Genomic DNA, 20,793 nt, shown 5'->3' with positions numbered 1-20,793 from the left:
CATATTTTTACATTTACCTTACTCTTCTTATGTGAATTTTAAATTAATAAAGTATATTTTTATTAGATAATAATAAAATGACTAATACTATATTTATTTTACAAGAGTAAGCTTAAATTCTTGATAATGCTTAGAATCGACTCCGATACAAATTGAAACATCACCTGGTTCAACAAGATATTTCATTTCATAATTCCAAATAGCAAAAGCATCTGAAGTTAAATGAATACTTATCTGTTTTGATTGATAGGCTTGAATTTTTACTTTATTAAAAGCCTTAAGTTCAATTACTCTAGAAACAACTGAAGCCTGATGATCCTTTAAATAAACTTGTATTACATCTTCACCATCATAGGTACTGTTATTGTATATTTCTAACTGCAAATCAATTCCATTTTCAAGTAAATCGGTTATTTTAATGGCTTTAGGTACCTTGATATCTCGATAAATAAATTGTGAATAACTTAAGCCATAACCAAAAGGTAACAGCGCTTCACCGGGCATGTCAACATAATCTTTTTGTGCTCCATTATGTTTATGATTGTAATAACAAGGTAATTGTCCTACATGTTGCGGTATAGAAACACTTAAATGCCCACTTGGATTATAATCTCCAAACAAGACATCAGCAATTCCCTCACCGCCTCTACTACCAGGATAAAAACTTGCTAAAACTGCTTGAGAATGCTTTAGAACCGTATTTATGACGTGTGGCCTGCCTTGAATCAATACTGTTACTATGTGTGGATTCACTTCTTTCAAAGCTAATAAAAGCTCGTTTTGATAACCTTCTAGTTCTAATGAAGCTAAATCAATGTTTTCCCCACAATTCATTTGGTTTTCTTGATTTGCTTTTACCGCACCATTGTTTTCAAAGGTATCTTGATATAATCTTGTGCTATTACCGCCTAATACTAAAATAACAATGTCCGCCGCTTTAGCTGCCACGAGTGCGGGCTCAATATCGAATTTTCTTCCCCGTATTGAACATCCCTGTACATAGATAGGGGAAATTTCTGTTTTTTGGCAAATACCATCGTACACTGTAACAATATCACTTTTGTTTTGATAAGCAGTATAGTCTCCAAGTTGATTTAAGTAGTGGTTAGCATTTGGACCAATAACAGCAATTTTTTGTTTTGAGGATAATGGAAGAAGTGAATCATTATTTTTCAATAATACTTGACATTCCCGAGCGGCCTGAAGTAATAAATCTGATGCTTCTGGTAATGAATAAGTATTTAGTTCTTCCCATAATCCTAATTCTTCTTTTAATCTCAATACCCTTAATACTGCTTGATCAAGTTCCTCTTCAGTTAAATAACCTTGTTTTATTGCTTCATCTAATCGTAAATAAACATTATCCCATAAACTCAGATCTACTCCCGCTTTAAGTGCTAAACTGCCAACTTTTAAGATATCATCATCCAACAACAATAATCTATCTAAAGCACATCCGTCAGCCATAACAATACCAGAAAAATCATATTCTTTTCTAAGGGTTTCAAAAAGCAATGCTTTATTAATATGACAAGGAATTCCATCTATTTCATTATATGCAGCCATAACTGCCTTAGCGCCAGCATCAATCGCTGCTTTAACTGGTGGTAAATGAATTTCTCGCAACTCCCGAGGTCCAATTAATGCAGCATCTGAATTATGTCCACCTACACAACCCCCTTGCGCACATAAATGTTTGACAACTACAGCTACACCGTTCTTTTCTTTTTGGAATCCATGTACTGCTGCACTTGTCATACAGCTTGTTAAGTAAGCATCCTCACTAAAACATTCCTCACTACGGCCCCATCTAGGATCTCTTAAAACATCAAATCCCGTAAATAATGCCAAATTTCCACCTTTGGCAGCAAGTTCCTGGCTCACATTATGCGTAATTCTTTCCATCAAATCAGGATTCCAAGTCATCCCCATTGCTAAATTAGTTGGGAATACCGGTGCCCCTAATGCCATATGTCCGTGCACACATTCTTCGCTAATTAATGCTGGGATTTCAAAACGTGAATGTTTTTTTATATATTCTTGAATCATTGTAATGACAATTTTACTATCTTCACGGCTAATTCCATTTTCTCTATTGATCTGAGACCAGGCATCAGCACGTAAAATGCCATAAATTGCTCCAACGCCACCATATTCCTTAACATGTTCTTTAAATAAGTCTGTTAATTCATATTTTCCATTAACTTTTTGATAACATTGCCATCCATATAAATGTTGATTTAATTGACCAACTTTCTCTTTCAACGTCATCTCTTTTACAATTTTTTCAATCATCTCTATTTTCTCATTTCTTATAAATATTTTTTATTATATAAGTATTGATTCATTAATTCTCTTAATAAATATTCTATTGCTAAATGGATATGCAAACGTGAATCAATATCATATCCTTCATCCTTAGTTACAGAAACATTCATCACATAATTTGACAGTTTCGTCATTGGGGAATTTCTCGTTTCTGTAACCAATAATATTTTACAACCACTAAGTTTGGCATTTTTCATTACATCGATAATTGCCTCAGTAGCACCACCTCTTGATAGCACAATTACAAAGTCATCCTGAGTCAAATTATTAGCTTCTAAGTATAAAAACCAGTGATCATCAGGATAAATCGTTCTAATTCCATATAAACTCAACTTCACTGCTAATATCTTTGCGACATATTTGTTCATTCCTGAAGAACAGATTAAAACACTTTTAGCTTTAACAATATCCTTAATGACATCATCAATATCTAGATTGCGTAACATCTCAATCGTATCTTTAATTTCTTTTTCTAAGGAATCACATGTACTCTCAACTGGAGATTGATACTCATATTCGTCTCGACGATGATATAAAAGATCATATCTAAAGTCCATAAATGTTTTATAATCCAATTTCTTTACCATCCTAAAAATAGTCGTTGTAGATACATTTAATGTTTCTGCTAAAGAAGAAATCGTCAAACTTGGTTCTAAATCCCGAAACGTTAATAATTTATTAAAACATTCAATTTCTAATTCTGTTAAATTATTTCCATATTTTTGAAAATTCTTAATTAAACTCATATGCATTACCCTTCCTATATGAAAATAGAGTAGAAAAAATCTACTCTATTATAACAGTAACGAAAGTATTTGACACAATATTTTTGATGATTACCTTTCCATTTTGATTTTCAACTTCTGTTTGTTTATTTTCTTGAACATCACATAAATAACATCGTTTATTAATAGGAATGAAAAGCTCAACATCTGCGACATCTACTTCACGATTATTTAAAATCCGGAAGATAGAAGCTTCACTATTTTCAGCTTTTTTCAAAGCCATAAATTCCACTCGTTCATCCAACGTAATCGCACTATAAGACCAATCAAGTTTTAAATTTTCACGTCTACTTATATCATTAAGATAGCGTGTTTGAACTGGTGTATTTATTACTTCTGCTGTTTGAATCATCTTACTCATCTGTTCTTTTGTTCCAAAAAACAATGAATATTCACTTGTTATAGTTTGATTTAATAATTGTGAAGATGGTGCATCCATACGATATCCTGAAGAACGTCCAGGTCTAATCAATAGATCCGCTTTACCAAATTTTCCTACACTTCTTAATAAGGTTAAACAAATTTTTTGATTATTTTCAATTTCATATTCCAATGGTCCTTTACTTAATACTGCCATAATTGATTTTTGATGATCTAGTTTAACAAAACGCTGCATTGCATATATTGGCAGAACATACTCAGTGGCACCATCTTTTAAACTCTTTTGATTTTTTATTACGTTTTGACGGATAATTGTTCCAAATTGATCTTGACTACAGTTTTCTGCTGCTTTATAAATATCTTCAAAACATACTCTTACGATATGATCACATGAATGATTATTAATTTTAGTTACGAAATCTATTGTTTGACTGTTTGCCTTCAAAGAGACATCGCTACATATTTTAAGGGGTTTTAATGCTTGTACACGATGGTGATCAACTACTTTTTCAGGAACTTGAATTTGATATTCAAGCCGATACTTTACTTCAATAGAAGATGATTCAATACAAGTAATCATTGGATGAATATCATTAATTCTTATTTCTGTATCATCTATACATGGAGAATAATTATATTCATCACCATCATCCCCCTTTTCGACAAAGGTATTTAACTGATGATATGTTTCCTTAGTCTGTTTATTCGTAACAGAAAGCGTTCCATCTTCTTGAATGTGCATCACTAAATACTTATTTTCAGCACCATTTTTTAAAATGACAACATCTCCTTCTGGTCTTTTTGAAGTTCTTTCGTGGAAACACACTTTTAAAACTTCATAGCCCATTGGTGGTAAGAAAGATGCCGCAATCTTAATTTGTACTTTAAATTTTGTTCCTTCTAAAACTTCTCCTGCATCATGAAAATTTTCCATTCCATTATAATATTCAATATCATGGCTAGTTGCTTTAACTTCATTCATTATTTCATAAGGGACGATTGTTCCATCTTGACGTTTTAACACAAAGTTCTTATCTTTAACAATCATGCTTGTAAAAGCATAATCATTACGCTGATAAGGAAGAGTATTAAATAGAACTAAGATGTCCTCATTTTCCTTTAGTACACTCAAATCCACTGATTCTGCCAAATAACGGAAATTCATCCAGATTAGCTCATTTAAACCATGTCTTAAATTTAATAAACGATTTTCTACAGTATGGTTAATACTATCTGGTGAAGAACCATAGATAGAATCATGAAATTGATTCTTAAAAATAATCTTCCAAAAATAATTAATTAATTCTTGATCACAATAGCCTCCTTGAAAACGCGAGATACTAATCATTGGTTCAATTACTTTTGCCATCATTGTTTCATAATGACGCATTGCATTTTTTATATCAATTCTAGTTGAGGTGATACCAGCGTGAATTCGACCTAGTGCAGCACTTCTTGCTTCACCTTGATAAATTTTTAATTGATGATGATTTTTCTTTGCTGCATTAAGCAGTGTATCAAGATAATCCTCAGGGTTATTCATAATACAGTCATAACCATCTTTTTGCAATTGTTCAATTGTCTTTGAAGAATGTTTCCGTGGAAAAGCATAGTCACTCCCCAGCATAAATAAAACTTCTTGATCTTGATAACGAGCTTCTAATTTAGGAATAAAATCTGTCATATCTTTTTTTACTTCTTCATAATCCTCTGGAAATCCTCGGTAATGCCCATATCCCAAAGCAAAATGAACAGTTGGTAGCGATGCATCACCATTTCCTTGCCACATAAATAATGAATCATCTAAAACATCATAATCAAAACCACGCCAAGCAAATATCCCTTTCATACCAATTTCTTTAAATAGATAAGGAGTTATCTTATTTTGCCCAAATGCATCCGGGACCCAGCCAACATTCATACAATGACCTAATCCCGCAGCATATTTAGAACCAACTAATAAGTTTCTTAACAGCGCCTCACCCGAGGGAATAATCATATCTGGTTGAACATACCATGGTCCAATAAATAATTTTCGATTCTTTACTAATTGCGAAATCCTATCTTTTTGAAATGGTTTAATCGCTAAATAGTCTTCTAACGCTGCTGTTTGTCCATCAAATGTAAAATATTTCATTTGTGGATCATTCTCTAACATTTCAATCAGTCGATCATAAAAATAGACTAATTTAATTCTTGATGAATCCGTTGAACGTAACCACTCTCTATCCCAATGAACATGGGGAATAAAATGTATCTTACTCAACGGCAGCACCTTCATTCTGTGCTTCTAAAGTATTTTGCTTGATTTGTAATTTTACAAACGGATAATATAAAACTAAATCTAAAATAAATAATACTATACATAAAATAACTGGACTCAATGTAAATGCCCCCAATACCCAAGCATTAACAAAGATTGGTTCCACCCCAGAATTCAATACAACCAAATGGTTAACTAATCCCCATGATGTTGCAAAATATCCAATAATTGCATTAATAACTGGTACAAATACAAATGGAATAAACATAATTGGATTTAATACAATCGGTAATCCGAATGTTACAGGTTCATTAATCCCAAATAAACCAGGAATAATTGAAACCTTTCCAATCGATCTCTCAGCAGAACCTTTTTTCCCTAATACTAATAATAATACAACTAATGCTAGAGTAGAGCCAGAACCACCAATCATTGCATAGACATTACATAAAGTATTTGGTGCTACTTGTGTAATTTTATCAAAAGAACCTGTTTCAACAAAAATTTGAATATGTTCATAGAAAATTGGCATCCACAATACAGAAATTAATCCCCACATAATTGAAAAACCATGAACTCCAAAGAACCATAATAATTGCATAATTATAATTACTAAAATAACTGCTGGTAAACCTGTACCAATCCCATTTAGTGGAGTAATAATAAATTGAGTAATCAATTGTTGGATTGAATCAAATCCTGCTAAAACAACAATTTCCTTTATCACTGAAAATACAGTAATGATAACAAAGAATGGAATAATTGATAAGAATGAACTTAATACCATTGGCGGTACTTGTCCGGGTAATTTAATTGTAAATTTTGAATTAACTAGTTTATAGTACATATATGATGAAGCCAATCCAATAATCATTCCCGCAAACATTCCTTCATAATTAAAGAAGTTGATTTGAAAAGCTGTAATTGTACTATCACCTACATTAATAGCATTAGGAATAGTTGCTATATAAGCAATCAAAGAAACAATACAAGCAACTAATGGAACACATTTATCTCCTTTATTTAGCCCTTTTAATTGATTAGCATAATTGTATGAAGAAGCAATAACAACAACTAATCCAGTTAAACCCATAGCCACAGTATTAATATTTGTAAAGGCATTGATAATACTTCCTAAAATACCATCCAATGGGATTCCCCATTCTCCAAACCAATAATTTGCCTGCTGACTTACTAGACCTGCCAACGAACCTACCACGGTAAAAGGACTTGTAAGAATACAAGCATCTTTAATTGCATTAAGCAATTTGTTTGATGTAATTTTATTAGAAAATGGCATTAAATACTTTTCTAATAATGACATAATTAATTTCATTTTATTTCCTCCCTCTTTCATATAAAAGTATATACAAAGCGCTTCCATAAGAGAATTACAGAACTTGTAAAATTTTTCCTAATCAAAAAACAAAAAAAGAAGATCGAAATCTTCTTATCATTTTTCTATTTTATCATAGATATTATTTATTCAAAATAAGTTTTGATTACAAGCTCCGCAAATAAAGAATCAGCCCAGCAGAACCATGGTCTTGTAAACTGAGTATCATCATTTACATCAAAACTTTCATGACAATATCCAGTACCTCCGGTATTATCAATAATAGTCTGGATCAATGCTTCTCTTTCATGCTGTAATAAACTTGTTAATCCTTGCATAGATAGCGCAATCGGCCATATATATTCAGACCAGGTATGTGGCGATCCAATTCCCTTTGCCCTGTTCCCCTCAAAATAATATGGATTCTCTTTACTTAAAATAAACGCTCGTGTATTTTTGTAAATTTCATCATTAGCATCCGCAAATCCTAAATATGGAATTGACAATAAACTTGGTACATTGGCATCATCCATTAATACATGATTCCCATAACCGTCTGTTTCATAGGCATATATTTTCCCATATTTAGGGTGTCTAACAATACCGAATAATTCAATACCATAATCAATTTGAAATTTCAAATCAACAATTCGCTCTTGAAGATATTCATCCTGATACACTAATTCCACAATTTCCTTGAGATATCCCAGAACAACACTGCAAAACATATTGCCAGGAATATTATAATTAAAAGTACATGCATCATCACTTGGCCTAAATGCGCTCCAAATCATTCCGGTATAACGTGTTTCAAAACCACGTCCTTTATTTTGGAGGGTTTCGGTTTTTCTTAAATTCCATTTTTTTGCTTCTTCTCGTTCAAACGTATATGATGAATTTTGACTATGATTTTGTTCACATTCAAAAACATTTAAAAGAGTTCTAATAAAATGTAAATACTGTTGATTAAAAATACTTTTATCACCAGTTTCTTTATAATATTGATAACTTAATTTTACCGGATAACATAATGAATCCAATTCATACTTTCGCTCCCAGACATACGGCTTCATAATAGTCGTATCATGATATTCCCTTTCAACATCTTCTGTATTTAAAAATGCATTTGCATAAGGATCCCACAAAACATATTCAACTTGAGCTTTAATTAATCCTTTGATTATTGACTGTAATTCACTATCATTATGAATATATTTTAAATAATGATTAACTTGACAGCTTGAATCACGTAACCACATTGCATTAATATCTCCGGTAATAATATAAGTCTTATCACCTTCTCGTTTAACACTTGTTTCTAGCGTAGACAAAAAGCACCGTTTAAACATTTCGCGTAACTTTTCATCTTTCAATACTGTATCAGCTTGTTCCAATAATTCCTTAATCGTCATAATGCTTTCCTCCTGTTTCAATCATAGCTATCTTTCCTTAAATTGTCTATTCCCAATACTGTATATTTTTTACAAGATTAATCAAACAAAAAAATTGGCACTAAAAGTGCCAATATATATCTAAGACATTATCTAATTCATCTTCTAATAAATCATCATCATCCATACTACTCAATTATCTTCTTTAATTTTTTTTCAAATTCACGGCGTGGGAACATTACAATCGCTCCGCATCCCAAACATTTAATTTTAATATCTGCACCCATTCTAATAATTTGCCATTGTGTTGACTTTTTGCATGGATGAGCCTTCTTCATTTCAACAATATCATTTAATTTATATTCCATATTAGTCACCATTTCTATGATAAAAAGCTTCAATTGTATTTTTCATTAACATTGTAATCGTCATTGGTCCAATTCCCCCTGGAACTGGAGTAATTGCTGACACTTTGTCTTTAACATCATCAAAATCAACATCACCGCATAATTTGTTATTTTCATCACGATTAATTCCTACATCTAATACTACTGCACCATCTTTAACATACTCGTGATTAAAAAATTTCGGTTTCCCTATTGCTGCAATAAGTACATCAGCACGTGAACAAACTGCCTTTAAATCTTTTGTCTGACTATGTGCAATTGTAACAGTTGCATTTTTTTGTAAGCACAATAAGGCTACCGGCTTACCAACAATATTACTGCGCCCAACAATTACTACTTCTTTACCCGCCAAATCATAATTAATTTCTTCTAATAAAACCATCATCCCTTTTGGTGTACAAGGAACCAAACTATGTTGTCCTAAAAATAATTTAGCCACATTTTCGGGATGAAAACCATCAACATCTTTACTAGGAACAATCGCATCTAAAACTTTTTCTTCATTAATATGCTGTGGCAATGGTAATTGCACTAAAATTCCATCAACAGTATCATCATTATTTAAATCATTAATTTCTTGTAATAATTCGATTTCACTAAAAGATGCATCATGTCTCAAGATTTTTGATTCAATCCCAATATACTGACAACCTCTTTCTTTGTTCCTAACATATGTCTGACTAGCTTGATTATCCCCTACTAGTATTACAACCAACTTAGGTAGACGTGGATATGTTTCTTTTATCTTACTTACTTCTTCCTTTAATTGATCCTTTATTTTTACAGATATTTCTTTACCACTAATAATCACTACTCAAATCCCCCTTTAATTATTATTTCAATTATACCAAAATATAAACTTGTTGCAACTCTTAGTCCAACTGATCTAAATATTCTTGATACTCTTTCAAAATAATTTCAAGTTCTTCAAAAGTATTAATCTTAGATAATTCATTTTTCACACGAGCTGAAGACTTTAATCCCTTGATATACCATGGCGCATGGCCACGCATTTGAAACATAGCAACCTTTTCTGGTTCAATTTCCATTAAACGTCGTGCGTGTGCTAAACACTGCGTAATTTTTTCTTGATAAGTAGGTTCACTAATTGTTTCACCAGTTTTTAAAGACTCTACAACCTGTTTAATCAACCATGGATTTCCTAAGGCCGCACGACCAATCATAACTGCATCAACTTTTGTTTCTTCAAGCATTCTTTTAGCATCCTCAACACTCTTGATATCGCCATTGCCAATTACTGGGATTTTCACAGCTTCTTTGACTTGACGAATTATTTCCCAATCAGCATGACCTTCATACATTTGCGAACGAGTTCTACCATGAATTGCAATAGCACTAGCACCAGCCTTCTCAATTAGTTGAGCAACCTCAATTGCATTAATATGTTCTTTATCAAAACCACTACGTATTTTTACTGTAACAGGTTTAGTTACATTATCAACGACACCTTTAACAATCTCATAAATTTTATCAGGATATAATAATAATTTACTACCAGCATCGGCCTTTAAAACCTTATTTACTGGACATCCCATATTAATATCAATAATGTCACAATTAGAATGTTTATCGATATATTTGGCTGCTTGAACCATTGTTTCTATTTCACCGCCAAATAGCTGAATACTAACTGGATGTTCGCCATCATCTACTTGTAACATTTCTATTGTTTTAGCATTTCCATAACATAGCGCTTTATCACTAACCATTTCCGAATAGACAAGTCCGGCACCAAAGTCTTTAATAATTTTACGAAAAGCCATATTAGTAATCCCTGCCATTGGTGCCATTACTACTGGATTTTCTATTTCTACATTTCCTATTTTAAACATTATGTCACTCCTCAAAAGTATCTTATCAATAAATTAAAAAAAAAGAAATATAAATGTATAAAATATTTCTTCATAGCCATACTATTTATAGATAACTTACCCTTCCCCGCTATTTTCCTCCCCGAAATAGACGTAAGTTATCGAGTTAGTTATATTCCTAAATATGTTGGTTTCCAACAAAAAAAGAAAGGCTTCCCCCGCCTTTCTTTTTATTTTTCTTTACAAGTAAGTCCACCTTTTTCTTGTTCTTTAATTGTTTCTTCTAAAGAAATATACACGATTTTCTTATCACTATCAGTAGTTGTAACTAATTTAGCTTTTTTAAGTTCATCAAAATCAGCTTCACCATAATCTAATTCAATTTTAAGAATAATTTTTTCACCATCTACAGTATATTTAGCTGAACCACCTTTTAATGAATCATAATCAACATTAATAGATTTCACTTTAGGAAGCCAATAAGTATCAATTGGTGTACTTTCAGTTACATAACCAGTAAAATCATAAGTAACTGTACTTTTCATGACATCAGTTTTATCACCAGTTGCTTCGATCGTAACTTCAGCTGCTGTCATTTCATCAATATTTCCTTTACAAATAGTAGTGGTTTTTTCTTCTCCACCACATCCTGTTAATAGCAATGCCAGTAACATTACACTTAATAGTTTTTTCATTTGATTTTCCCTCACTTTATTTGTCTATACCATTATCATAGCACAAAATTTACCTAAAAAATACCATAATAGTACATTTGTAGCAAAATAATCACATAAAATTACAAAAAATAGAATAGTTTTCACTATTCTACTATAATCTATTTTTAATTTCTTTTAATTCTTCTTCACTAAATTGATATTTTTTATTACAAAACTGGCAACTTAATTCACAACCATGATCCTCATCAATCATCGCTTGTAACTCATCCTTACCAACTGTAATCAAAGCCTTACCCATTTTTTCTTTTGAACAATCACATTTGAAAAACAAATCTTGTTTTTCAGTAATCTCCACATCATCAAATAGCTGCTTTAATATCTCTTCAGGACTTTTCCCTTCATTGATCAACTTAGATACCGGCGGACATTGAGCGACAACTTTTTCGATATAATCAATATCTTCTTCAATAGCCTCAGGTAATAATTGAATAATAAATCCACCTGAAGCAAGCACTTCATTAGTATCATTTACTAGTACCCCAACCGATACAACTGAAGGAGTTTGTTCACTAACTGCAAAGTAGTAACCAAAATCATCACCTATTTCCCCAGTTTGTAGTGGAACTGATCCCGTAAACGGTTCTTTTAAACCCATATCACGAATTACTTGTAAAGTTCCTTCATGTCCAACTGCTACACCAACTGCTAATTTACCAGTATCATTATAAGTATAATGCACTTCTGGGTTAGCAACGAATCCTTTAATATTTCCATCACCATTAGTAACCGTCATCATAGTTCCAATTGGACCGCCACCATTGATCACAACTGTCATTTTCTCTTGATTCTTGTTCATTTTTGCCATCATCAAAGTAGCTGACATCATTCTCCCGATTGCTGCAGAAGCAGTAGGCCATAAATTATGATGTTTGCGAGCCTCATCTACTAAATTAGTCGTTTTACAAGCAAAAACACGACAGTTTTTACTATTAACTAAACCTCTAACTAAATAATCTTTCATATATTCTCCTTATAAAAATACCATCAATGATGATAATATCATTGGTATTATCATACACAAAATAATAAAATAGATAAATATTTTTCTTTTCTTGTTGTTCATCATTTACCTCACATATGAAAAAAAGCGGATACCGCTTTTATTTCATATCATCTAATAGATCATCAGCATCATCAAACGATGGTGTTGTTGTACTTGAAGCATTAGAATCATTTGATGAATCATCATTAGAGCTACTATCAACTGTTCCATCATGACGATCTAACATCTTACCTGTATTAAATAATGCTTCAATTTGTTCACCAGCTAATGTTTCATATTCTAATAAAGCATCAGCAATAATTACTAATTTATCTTTATTAGCCTCAATAATTTCTTTTGCCTGTGCATAGCATTCATCGATGATCTTACGAACTTGAACATCAATTTCATAAGCAATTTGCCCAGAATGAGAATTATTGTGTTGTGTATAGTCGCGTCCCAAGAAAACATTTCCTTGTTCAGAATCATATTTGATTGGACCAAGTTCTGACATTCCCAATTCAGTAACCATCATTCTTGCAATTCTAGTTGCTTGTTCAATATCGTTATGAGCACCGGAACTTACATCACCAAAGAAAATTTCTTCAGCTACACGACCACCCATAAATCCAGCAATATTAGCTTCTAATTGAGTCTTAGTTTGGAAATATGTTTCTTCTTTAGGCGTCATTAAGTTATAACCCCCAGCTTGGCCACGTGGCACAATAGTTACTTTTTGAACTTTGTTGGCAGCTTCTAAAGTTAAACCTAACACAGCATGTCCAGCTTCATGGTATGCAACTAGACGGCGTTCTTTTTCACTATATTTACGAGATTTTTTCGCAGGTCCACCCATAACACGGTCAACTGCTTCATCAATATCATCCATTGAGATTACTTTGTGATCTTCACGAACTGCTAATAAAGCAGCTTCATTTAAAACATTTTCTAGTTCAGCCCCTGAGAATCCAGGAGTTCTTTGTGCTATATTACTAAAATCTACATCGGGAGCAAATTTTTTGTTCCGCGCATGAACTTTTAAGATTTCAGTACGAGCATTCTTATCAGGATTAGCTACCTGAATTTGACGGTCAAAACGACCTGGTCGTAATAATGCTGGATCTAATACATCAGCACGGTTTGTTGCCGCTAAAATGATGATCCCTTCATTACCACTAAATCCATCCATCTCAACTAACAATTGGTTAAGAGTTTGTTCACGTTCATCGTGTCCACCACCCATACCAGTACCTCTTTGACGCCCAACAGCATCAATTTCATCGATAAAGATAATACATGGCGCAGTTTGTTTGGCCTTTTTGAACATATCACGAACACGACCAGCACCGACACCAACGAACATTTCTACGAATTCTGAACCAGAAATTGAATAATAAGGCACACTAGCCTCACCAGAAACGGCTCTTGCTAATAAAGTTTTACCAGTACCTGGTGGCCCCACAAGTAATACCCCTTTTGGAATACGAGCCCCCATTTGAGCGAACTTTTTCGGATTTTTCAAGAATGCTACTAATTCTTTTAATTCCTCTTTTTCTTCATCAGCACCAGCTACGTCAGCAAATCTAGTTGTTTGGTTTTTTTCTAACTTAGCTCTAGAGTTACCAAAATCAAAGGCTTTAGCATTTCCGCCACCTTGACCCATCATCTTGAAGATAAAGAACATTCCTCCAAGTAATAATACATATGGTAAAATACTAATAATGACCTTCATAAATACACCACGATCATTAGCATCAACAATCGTAGTTTCAATACCCTTTTCATTTAACAATCCAGTTAATGATTGCATTTCAGCTTCAGTATTAGGAATCGTAGTTGTAAATTCATACTCTGTTGATTTACCATCTACTTTCTTTGTATACTTCCCACTTACATCAACGACTAAACTTGAAGGAACAATTTCTACTTCCTTAATTTTTTCGTCTTGGACTACTTCCACGAATTCACTATACTTAATCTCTTTACTATTACCCTGATTCATATAGGTAACAAGTCCACCGATTAAGAATAATAGAACTACCCATGGAAGAATCGATTTTAATAATCCATTCTTATTACTCATATACTCTCCTTACTTATAACAATCTTCTTTTAATATTCCAACATATGGCAATTGACGATATCTTTCATTAAAGTCAAGTCCATAGCCTACTACAAAAGCATTAGGGATTTTAAATCCCACATAATCGGCCTTCATTTCAAAAACCCGACCCTCTTCTTTATCTAACATAGTGACAATTTTAACACTATTGGCTTTACGTTTTAATAGCATCTCTTTAACATTAAATAACGTCTTTCCAGTATCTAAAATATCTTCAACGATCAAGACATTTTTACCACTGACATCTTCCTTTAAATCTTGCTTAACAACTAATGTCTTGGATTCAACACCCTCATAACTACTTACATTCATATAGTCGAAAGTAACATCAGTATTTAAATATTTTGATAACTCCGCCATAAAAGGGACTGAACCTTTTAATAAACCAACTAATAGGACTTCTTTCCCCTCATAGTCTTTATCAATGATTGCCCCTAATTCTTTACATTTAGCACTAATTTGATCTCCACTGATCAAAATTTCTTTTATATCCTTATGCATTATCTCACTCCTAGTCGTATATGTTTCTAATTTTACCACATATATATTGGGTTTTGAATATAAATACCCAATATTTTTTGCAAGATGTGGCACAAGAATTATCATTCCTTGGCTATTTTCAACAATTGGCCAAGTATCCCGCTTACTTTTAGGAATTTTATTGTCAATAAACAATCGCGAAACCTTTTTTGTTCCACCAGCAGTAACAATAACATCACCAGGACGTGCCGATCTAATCGTAATTGGGAAATCTTCTTTACTCACATAGACGCCTTCATTTAAATGACCTACTTCACTTAAATAAAAGTGCTCATGCTTATCATAAACTAAATGTTCATATTTTAAACAATAGCTATGGTTATTTTTCAAATTAGAAACACATATATTATCATACTCTTTTATGAACCTAATATTAACAGGCAAATCCATATTAATATTTGGCTTATTACTTTTTATTTGTTTAATAATTTCTTTAATCAAAGCATTGCTGATCAAAGGGGGATAAACAACTTCTTTTAAAATTTCATAAATAAATCCATCTAACAGCTCTTTAGGAATACAAGTATAATCAATTTTATTTTTTTGATGATATAAATCAAGATAAATTTGTAATTGTTTTAGCTTACTAGCATATCTTTGATTATGTTCTTGTGCCCACTTAAGTAATTTCTCTATTTTTTCTTCATCATAATCTTTCAAAGTAACATTTCGAACATAATCACGAGTAAACTCAGTTTGAAAATTTGTATAATCATCACGATATTCAACATTATGACCATGACAATAGTCTCTTAAAAACTGTTTTCGTACCGCTAAGCACGGTCTAATTACAGTTACTCCAAATACTTCACTGATTTCTTGGATTCCCAGATATCCCTTAGTGTTATGGCGCTGTAACTGCATTACAATATTTTCAATAACATCATTTTGATGGTGGGCCAAAACCACCTTTTGGGTTTGATATTTCATTCCAATTTCTAAATAAAATTGATAGCGTAGCCGCCGAGCTTGATCTTGGAAATTATCCGGTCCGTAAACTTGTTTATCAATTTCTCGAACATAACAAGGCAAATCATATCGGTGACAATATGCTTCAACTGTCTGTTGATCTAGGTCACTATCTTCGCGTAAATGATAATTGACGTGACATACGATTATTTGGTAACCAGCTTGATTCATCATGTCTAATAATGCCATCGAATCACAGCCCCCTGATACCCCAAGGATATACAGCTCCTGCATTTTCAGCAAATCTTTAAAACTATCCATTTAATCACCTCAATATCTTTACCATTATATCAAATAATTATTAATTTAACATATCATTTTCGTGACTTTTTCACTAATCAATTAGTAAAAGACGTCATTTTTAAGGACGCCTTCTTTTAAAATTACTTCTTTTTGTCTTACTATTCTTTTTTATGTTATTTGTTCTTACTGATGACTTTTTTTGTCCTTGTTTCAAGTGCTTAGCTTTATCACGTGATTTTTGTGTTTCACCCTTTTTTTTACTTTTATGTTTCTTTTCTGGTATTGATAAATCTTTCATTGGGTAATAAGGGTTATCCACCACCGGAATATCTTGGTTAATAAATTTTTGAATATCTTTTAATAATGCCTTTTCTTGAAAACTACAAAATGTAATTGCTTCTCCCGATGCTCCAGCACGAGCAGTTCGGCCGATCCGATGAACATAATTTTCTGCTTGATCAGGTAAATCAAAATTAATAACATGTGTTAATTCATCAATATCGATCCCTCGAGCAGCAATATCACTAGCAACAAGAACTCGAACTTTATCATTTTTGAAGTTATTTAATGCTCGAACACGTGCATTTTGAGATTTATCACCATGGATTCCCTCACAAGTTATTTGCGCCTTAATTAGTTTCTTACATAAAGTATCCACATTTCTTTTTGTCCTAACAAAAACAATTGCATTATATATTTGAGGATTTTCTAATAACTTGATCAATAACTTAGCTTTATTTACTTTATCAACAAAGTATAGCGATTGATTAATTTTTTCTACTGCAACATTACCACTGCTTATCATGATTTTAAGCGGGTCATTCAGTAGATCACTAACCAGGTGTTTAATTTCATCAGGTAAGGTTGCTGAAAATAACATAGTTTGATGACGACGAGGAATAAATCTTAAGATCTTACGAATATCTTTAATAAATCCCATATCCAACATACGATCTGCTTCATCTAAAACTAAGTATTCTACATGTTTTAAATCCACCAATCCTTGATTATAAAGATCAATCAGTCTTCCTGGCGTGGCAATCAGCACGTCGATCCCACGATTAATTTTAGTAACCTGACTACCCTGACGAACCCCACCAAAGATAACTGCTGATTTTAAATTAACCTGCGGATTCATTGCCTCAAAAGTCTCATTGATTTGAATTGCTAATTCACGAGTTGGAGCCAAAATCAGTGCTTTAATAGTTCGTGGATACTTTTCGCTTTCATCACGTAAATATAATTTTTGTAAAATCGGTAAAGCAAAAGCTGCTGTTTTCCCTGTTCCAGTCTTGGCACATCCAAAAATATCTCTTCCCGAAATAATTGCTGGAATTGCCTGTTCTTGAATCGGTGAGGGGATATCATATTTCATTTCTTTTACTGCATTTAATAATGGTTCAATTAATTCTAATTCACTAAATTTCATCTATTTCTCTCTCTTAATCGTTTTTTGCAGTATAACACATTTATTCTAAAATAACTAATTTTATTCACAATTCCATAAATTAACCTCATCTAATAGAAATTTCAGCTAAATTCTCACTATCTTTTTATACTTTTTGAAATATAGATATTTTAAAATTTTGCTTTAATAATACTAAAAATAGCCTTTATTATTTAGCAGTGTATTACCATGAAAATAGAAAAAGAAACAGAGAATTAGCTTAAACAGTAAAAAATATTCAAACAAAATAAAAGTCGTTATGGAGTGTGTAGGGTCTATCGAGAACTTCTTAACTGTGCTTACCAGATAAATCATAAACGTGTCCATCACATTATGTACAACTTAGGATTATTCAGTAAGATTGTTGACAATACCATAGATAGAAATTTTGGTACAACTGATGTTTCCTAGTTTAATTTTTTTTGAAAATTAAAGAATAAAATGTATTATAAAAATGAATTTAAATGTTTTGAAGAATTTGCAGTTGTTATAGATGAATATATAGATCATTACAACAACCAAAGAATTCAAGAAAAACAAAACGGATATCTCCTGTAAGATACAAGGAAACATCCATATGTATTGCCTAGTTCATAAATAAACGTGTCCAAAATTATGGGTACATATCGCTGATTCATTCAAACTAATGAAGTCCACTAAATTAATTATTTACCACTTTAATAACTATAATACTTATATCATCTAAATTATTTTTCTCTAATACTTGATCCATTAAAAAAGTAGCTATTTCTTGTGGGTGCTGATCACAATATAAGTGAACATTATCATTAACGATCTGTTCAAAATCATTTCCTGTGCCATCACTTGACATAATAATTAAATCATTATTTTTTAGCGGCATCTCATAACTAACCATTTTTAATTTAGAAACAACTCCAACTGGTAATGAATTAGTTGCAATTTTTTCAACCATTCCACTACGAATATGATAACTTGGATTAGCACCATATTTGATTAACTTCATTCGGGCATTAGCAAGATTAATATTACATAGATCTAAAGTCGTAAACATGTCGTTACGATTTTTTATTTTTAATAAAGCATTAATTGAATCAATTGTATCTTTTAATCCAATTCCATTTAAAATTAATTTTGATAGTACTTCTAATGTCAACTTACTTTCATTAGCAGCCATCTTGCCTTGACCCATTCCATCACTCAATGCTAAATAATGAAGATTATCTTGATGGAACGCGCTAAACGAATCACCACAATTAAGAGGCTCTAAAGCATATTGCTGAAAACCATACTGCAATGAATAATTTTGTTGATGTTTTAAAACTAATGACGTGTAACCAAGATGATGCATTGAATCCTTTAGAGAAACTATTTCTAATGTTTCATTTAAATATGACTCTACTATTGGAACTAGTTCATTAACAACCTCCTCCTCACTAATATCCATTAATCCTAATTCTAAAGTATAAACATTATTACCGATTTGATGACGGTATAAATATGTAATATTAAATTGATAGCCTAATAAATGCTCTTTTAAACTATCATCATTTAATGGCGTTTGTTCTAAAGAATTGCTAAAATTATCAAACACCTCACTCAATAACGAAAATTCATAAAACAAATCTTTCTTTAAATGCGAATTTTCCTGATTAACTCTTTTTATCTTTTCATAACTATCCTTATATTCACTGATACTCTTTAAGAAGCGATTTGGACTAATGCAATTACTATTAATATAGTTAATATCTTCTTTTGTGTAGTTAGTCTTAAATCCTTTATTAATCAATTTTCCTAATCGACTTACATTCCCATCACGATAAAAACATAAATCCCGACTAGGACATTTGGAACATACATCCTCATAAACATAGCCAACAAACTCACCGACATTTACATTACGATTTGCTTCTTGAAAGATATCTGTTAATTGTTTAAATAAAGAGGCGAATGTGGTAGCACGTTGAATTAATTTGTTTCGACTTGTGATATTTTTAAAATCATCACTAAGTAATTTAGGCTTATGTTTAAAGGTAGGTACAAATAAAAACAACGTTGCGCTTACTACAATAATAAAACTATGATAGTAATAATCATATGTAATAAAGAAAGGGAGAACTAGATGACTTACAAGATAAACGGTTGAACAGACTAATTTATTTTCCGGCTTATACATAAAGAAAATACTAAAAGGAAGGATTAATGATAGTATTTCCTCTTTTAATAAGGGATTAATAAACATTAATATGATTGATATATATAGAATCGTAGGCATGGTACTATTAATTCCTAAATAATAGACACTTAGTAATAAATAGAACCTTAGTAATATCATCATATAGACTTGATTGAGCTCAACTAATGAAATGATGGCTAACATTATCATTGTTGAAAGAATCATCATCCGTTTATTGGTATATACTTCAATCGTGTTATGGATAAAGAGAGGCACTACTTCTAGGTACAGTAGACTATGTAATAGTGTAAAGGATAATATAACTAATACTTCAATATAATTATATTGATAAATGTAAAGAAAGAGTAAACTTACCAAAGTAACTACTAGGGCTAAATACTTACTTTTGACAAATTTTAAGTACATCATCACTTGCATAATTATCACGCTAGTAATCGAAACTAATAATAGCATATAGTTATCATAAGATATGTATGATACCAATAATAAAGCGGTCATGTACATAATGATATGTCGATAGCCGCACATAAATGATACTACTAGCATGGGGAGAACAAAACACAGTGATGTGTCATATATTTTTACTAAACCTAGAAGGAGGGTTAATCCAAAGATTGAAACATAAGTCATTCCAGTATTCTTTATTTTTGTTTTTGTTTTTGCTACTGTCAAATCCATTTCATTCACCTCGTAATATCGATTATAGATACTTACAGTAGAATAATTTGTCACTTTTTATTTATTTTAAAATAAAATAAAAACTTATAGATTTACAAACAAAAAAACAACTAGTTTTACAGGCTCTATACTAAAACTGGAGGGGAAATATATCCTGCTCCAGTTTTCTTATATTT

16 protein-coding genes are annotated in these 20,793 nt (G+C 31.8%); 2 read left to right on the top strand and 14 right to left on the bottom strand.

Annotated elements, in window-relative coordinates; genetic code table 11:
- Positions 1-93: 93 nt before the first annotated feature.
- The 13 genes from KSU54_RS11420 to KSU54_RS11360 all read right to left on the bottom strand — a co-directional run bounded on the left by KSU54_RS11420 (position 94) and on the right by KSU54_RS11360 (position 17,745).
- The gene (locus KSU54_RS11420) at positions 94-2,295 is read right to left on the bottom strand and encodes a glycoside hydrolase family 3 N-terminal domain-containing protein (protein ID WP_003534962.1); all 2,202 of its coding nucleotides are present in this window, start codon (positions 2,293-2,295) and stop codon (positions 94-96) included.
- 17 nt (positions 2,296-2,312) lie between these two features.
- Positions 2,313-3,074, bottom strand: coding sequence for a MurR/RpiR family transcriptional regulator (locus KSU54_RS11415; protein WP_034559684.1), 762 nt, complete (start codon positions 3,072-3,074; stop codon positions 2,313-2,315).
- A 40-nt stretch (positions 3,075-3,114) separates the two neighbouring features.
- Positions 3,115-5,769 carry a glycoside hydrolase family 38 C-terminal domain-containing protein gene (locus KSU54_RS11410; protein WP_226814491.1) on the bottom strand — a complete coding sequence of 885 codons (2,655 nt, stop codon included), beginning with the start codon at positions 5,767-5,769 and terminating at the stop codon, positions 3,115-3,117.
- Positions 5,753-7,093: a PTS sugar transporter subunit IIC gene (locus KSU54_RS11405; RefSeq protein WP_009299413.1), complete on the bottom strand. Its 1,341-nt coding sequence runs from the start codon at positions 7,091-7,093 to the stop codon at positions 5,753-5,755. Before KSU54_RS11405 ends, KSU54_RS11410 begins: the two co-directional genes overlap by 17 nt.
- Before the next feature lie 146 nt (positions 7,094-7,239).
- Positions 7,240-8,505, bottom strand: coding sequence for a glycoside hydrolase family 125 protein (locus KSU54_RS11400; protein WP_008792377.1), 1,266 nt, complete (start codon positions 8,503-8,505; stop codon positions 7,240-7,242).
- A 167-nt stretch (positions 8,506-8,672) separates the two neighbouring features.
- Positions 8,673-8,864 (bottom strand): DUF951 domain-containing protein, encoded by a 192-nt coding sequence (locus KSU54_RS11395; protein WP_003534968.1) that lies wholly within the window; start codon positions 8,862-8,864, stop codon positions 8,673-8,675.
- The gene (gene folD / locus KSU54_RS11390) at positions 8,854-9,702 is read right to left on the bottom strand and encodes a bifunctional methylenetetrahydrofolate dehydrogenase/methenyltetrahydrofolate cyclohydrolase FolD (protein WP_117791917.1); all 849 of its coding nucleotides are present in this window, start codon (positions 9,700-9,702) and stop codon (positions 8,854-8,856) included. Before folD ends, KSU54_RS11395 begins: the two co-directional genes overlap by 11 nt.
- Before the next feature lie 61 nt (positions 9,703-9,763).
- Positions 9,764-10,744: a tRNA dihydrouridine synthase DusB gene (gene dusB, locus KSU54_RS11385; RefSeq protein ID WP_117791916.1), complete on the bottom strand. Its 981-nt coding sequence runs from the start codon at positions 10,742-10,744 to the stop codon at positions 9,764-9,766.
- A gap of 209 nt (positions 10,745-10,953) precedes the next feature.
- Positions 10,954-11,418, bottom strand: coding sequence for a DUF1307 domain-containing protein (locus KSU54_RS11380; RefSeq protein WP_008792379.1), 465 nt, complete (start codon positions 11,416-11,418; stop codon positions 10,954-10,956).
- Positions 11,419-11,551: 133 nt separating this feature from the next.
- The gene (gene hslO / locus KSU54_RS11375) at positions 11,552-12,421 is read right to left on the bottom strand and encodes an Hsp33 family molecular chaperone HslO (RefSeq protein ID WP_003534972.1); all 870 of its coding nucleotides are present in this window, start codon (positions 12,419-12,421) and stop codon (positions 11,552-11,554) included.
- A gap of 139 nt (positions 12,422-12,560) precedes the next feature.
- Positions 12,561-14,525, bottom strand: coding sequence for an ATP-dependent zinc metalloprotease FtsH (gene ftsH, locus KSU54_RS11370; protein ID WP_003534973.1), 1,965 nt, complete (start codon positions 14,523-14,525; stop codon positions 12,561-12,563).
- Positions 14,526-14,534: 9 nt separating this feature from the next.
- Complete coding sequence (hpt, locus tag KSU54_RS19295; RefSeq protein ID WP_003534974.1) at positions 14,535-16,334, bottom strand: hypoxanthine phosphoribosyltransferase; 1,800 nt, start codon at positions 16,332-16,334, stop codon at positions 14,535-14,537.
- A 100-nt stretch (positions 16,335-16,434) separates the two neighbouring features.
- Positions 16,435-17,745 (bottom strand): DEAD/DEAH box helicase, encoded by a 1,311-nt coding sequence (locus KSU54_RS11360; protein WP_117791915.1) that lies wholly within the window; start codon positions 17,743-17,745, stop codon positions 16,435-16,437.
- A gap of 252 nt (positions 17,746-17,997) precedes the next feature.
- Here KSU54_RS11360 and KSU54_RS19460 point away from each other — a divergent pair, with 252 nt between their 5' ends.
- Both KSU54_RS19460 and KSU54_RS19455 read left to right on the top strand, forming a co-directional pair.
- Positions 17,998-18,174 (top strand): IS3 family transposase, encoded by a 177-nt coding sequence (locus KSU54_RS19460; protein WP_081446362.1) that lies wholly within the window; start codon positions 17,998-18,000, stop codon positions 18,172-18,174.
- A 30-nt stretch (positions 18,175-18,204) separates the two neighbouring features.
- On the top strand, positions 18,205-18,321 hold the full coding sequence (locus KSU54_RS19455) for an IS3 family transposase (protein WP_083830754.1): 117 nt from the start codon (positions 18,205-18,207) through the stop codon (positions 18,319-18,321).
- A gap of 103 nt (positions 18,322-18,424) precedes the next feature.
- Here the strand turns inward: KSU54_RS19455 and KSU54_RS11345 are convergent, their stop codons facing one another.
- Positions 18,425-20,617 (bottom strand): PP2C family serine/threonine-protein phosphatase, encoded by a 2,193-nt coding sequence (locus KSU54_RS11345; protein ID WP_009299404.1) that lies wholly within the window; start codon positions 20,615-20,617, stop codon positions 18,425-18,427.
- Between the last annotated feature and the right edge of the window lie 176 nt (positions 20,618-20,793).

Source organism: Erysipelatoclostridium sp. MSK.23.31, assembly GCF_019125875.1.
GTDB lineage: Bacteria > Bacillota_I > Bacilli_A > Erysipelotrichales > Coprobacillaceae > Thomasclavelia > Thomasclavelia ramosa.
Note: the sequence above shows the minus strand (reverse complement) of the source record. Positions and strands in the feature narration are given on the sequence as shown.

Excerpts from the sequence above, each read along its gene's own strand:
- KSU54_RS11420 (WP_003534962.1), bottom strand. The coding sequence starts at position 2,295 with ATGATTGAAAAAATTGTAAAAGAGATGACGTTGAAAGAGAAAGTTGGT.
- KSU54_RS11415 (WP_034559684.1), bottom strand. The coding sequence starts at position 3,074 with ATGAGTTTAATTAAGAATTTTCAAAAATATGGAAATAATTTAACAGAA.
- KSU54_RS11405 (WP_009299413.1), bottom strand. The coding sequence starts at position 7,093 with ATGAAATTAATTATGTCATTATTAGAAAAGTATTTAATGCCATTTTCT.
- KSU54_RS11400 (WP_008792377.1), bottom strand. The coding sequence starts at position 8,505 with ATGACGATTAAGGAATTATTGGAACAAGCTGATACAGTATTGAAAGAT.
- KSU54_RS11395 (WP_003534968.1), bottom strand. The coding sequence starts at position 8,864 with ATGGTGACTAATATGGAATATAAATTAAATGATATTGTTGAAATGAAG.
- dusB (WP_117791916.1), bottom strand. The coding sequence starts at position 10,744 with ATGTTTAAAATAGGAAATGTAGAAATAGAAAATCCAGTAGTAATGGCA.
- KSU54_RS11380 (WP_008792379.1), bottom strand. The coding sequence starts at position 11,418 with ATGAAAAAACTATTAAGTGTAATGTTACTGGCATTGCTATTAACAGGA.
- hslO (WP_003534972.1), bottom strand. The coding sequence starts at position 12,421 with ATGAAAGATTATTTAGTTAGAGGTTTAGTTAATAGTAAAAACTGTCGT.
- ftsH (WP_003534973.1), bottom strand. The coding sequence starts at position 14,525 with ATGAGTAATAAGAATGGATTATTAAAATCGATTCTTCCATGGGTAGTT.
- hpt (WP_003534974.1), bottom strand. The coding sequence starts at position 16,334 with ATGGATAGTTTTAAAGATTTGCTGAAAATGCAGGAGCTGTATATCCTT.
- KSU54_RS11360 (WP_117791915.1), bottom strand. The coding sequence starts at position 17,745 with ATGAAATTTAGTGAATTAGAATTAATTGAACCATTATTAAATGCAGTA.
- KSU54_RS19455 (WP_083830754.1), top strand. The coding sequence starts at position 18,205 with ATGTATTATAAAAATGAATTTAAATGTTTTGAAGAATTTGCAGTTGTT.
- KSU54_RS11345 (WP_009299404.1), bottom strand. The coding sequence starts at position 20,617 with ATGGATTTGACAGTAGCAAAAACAAAAACAAAAATAAAGAATACTGGA.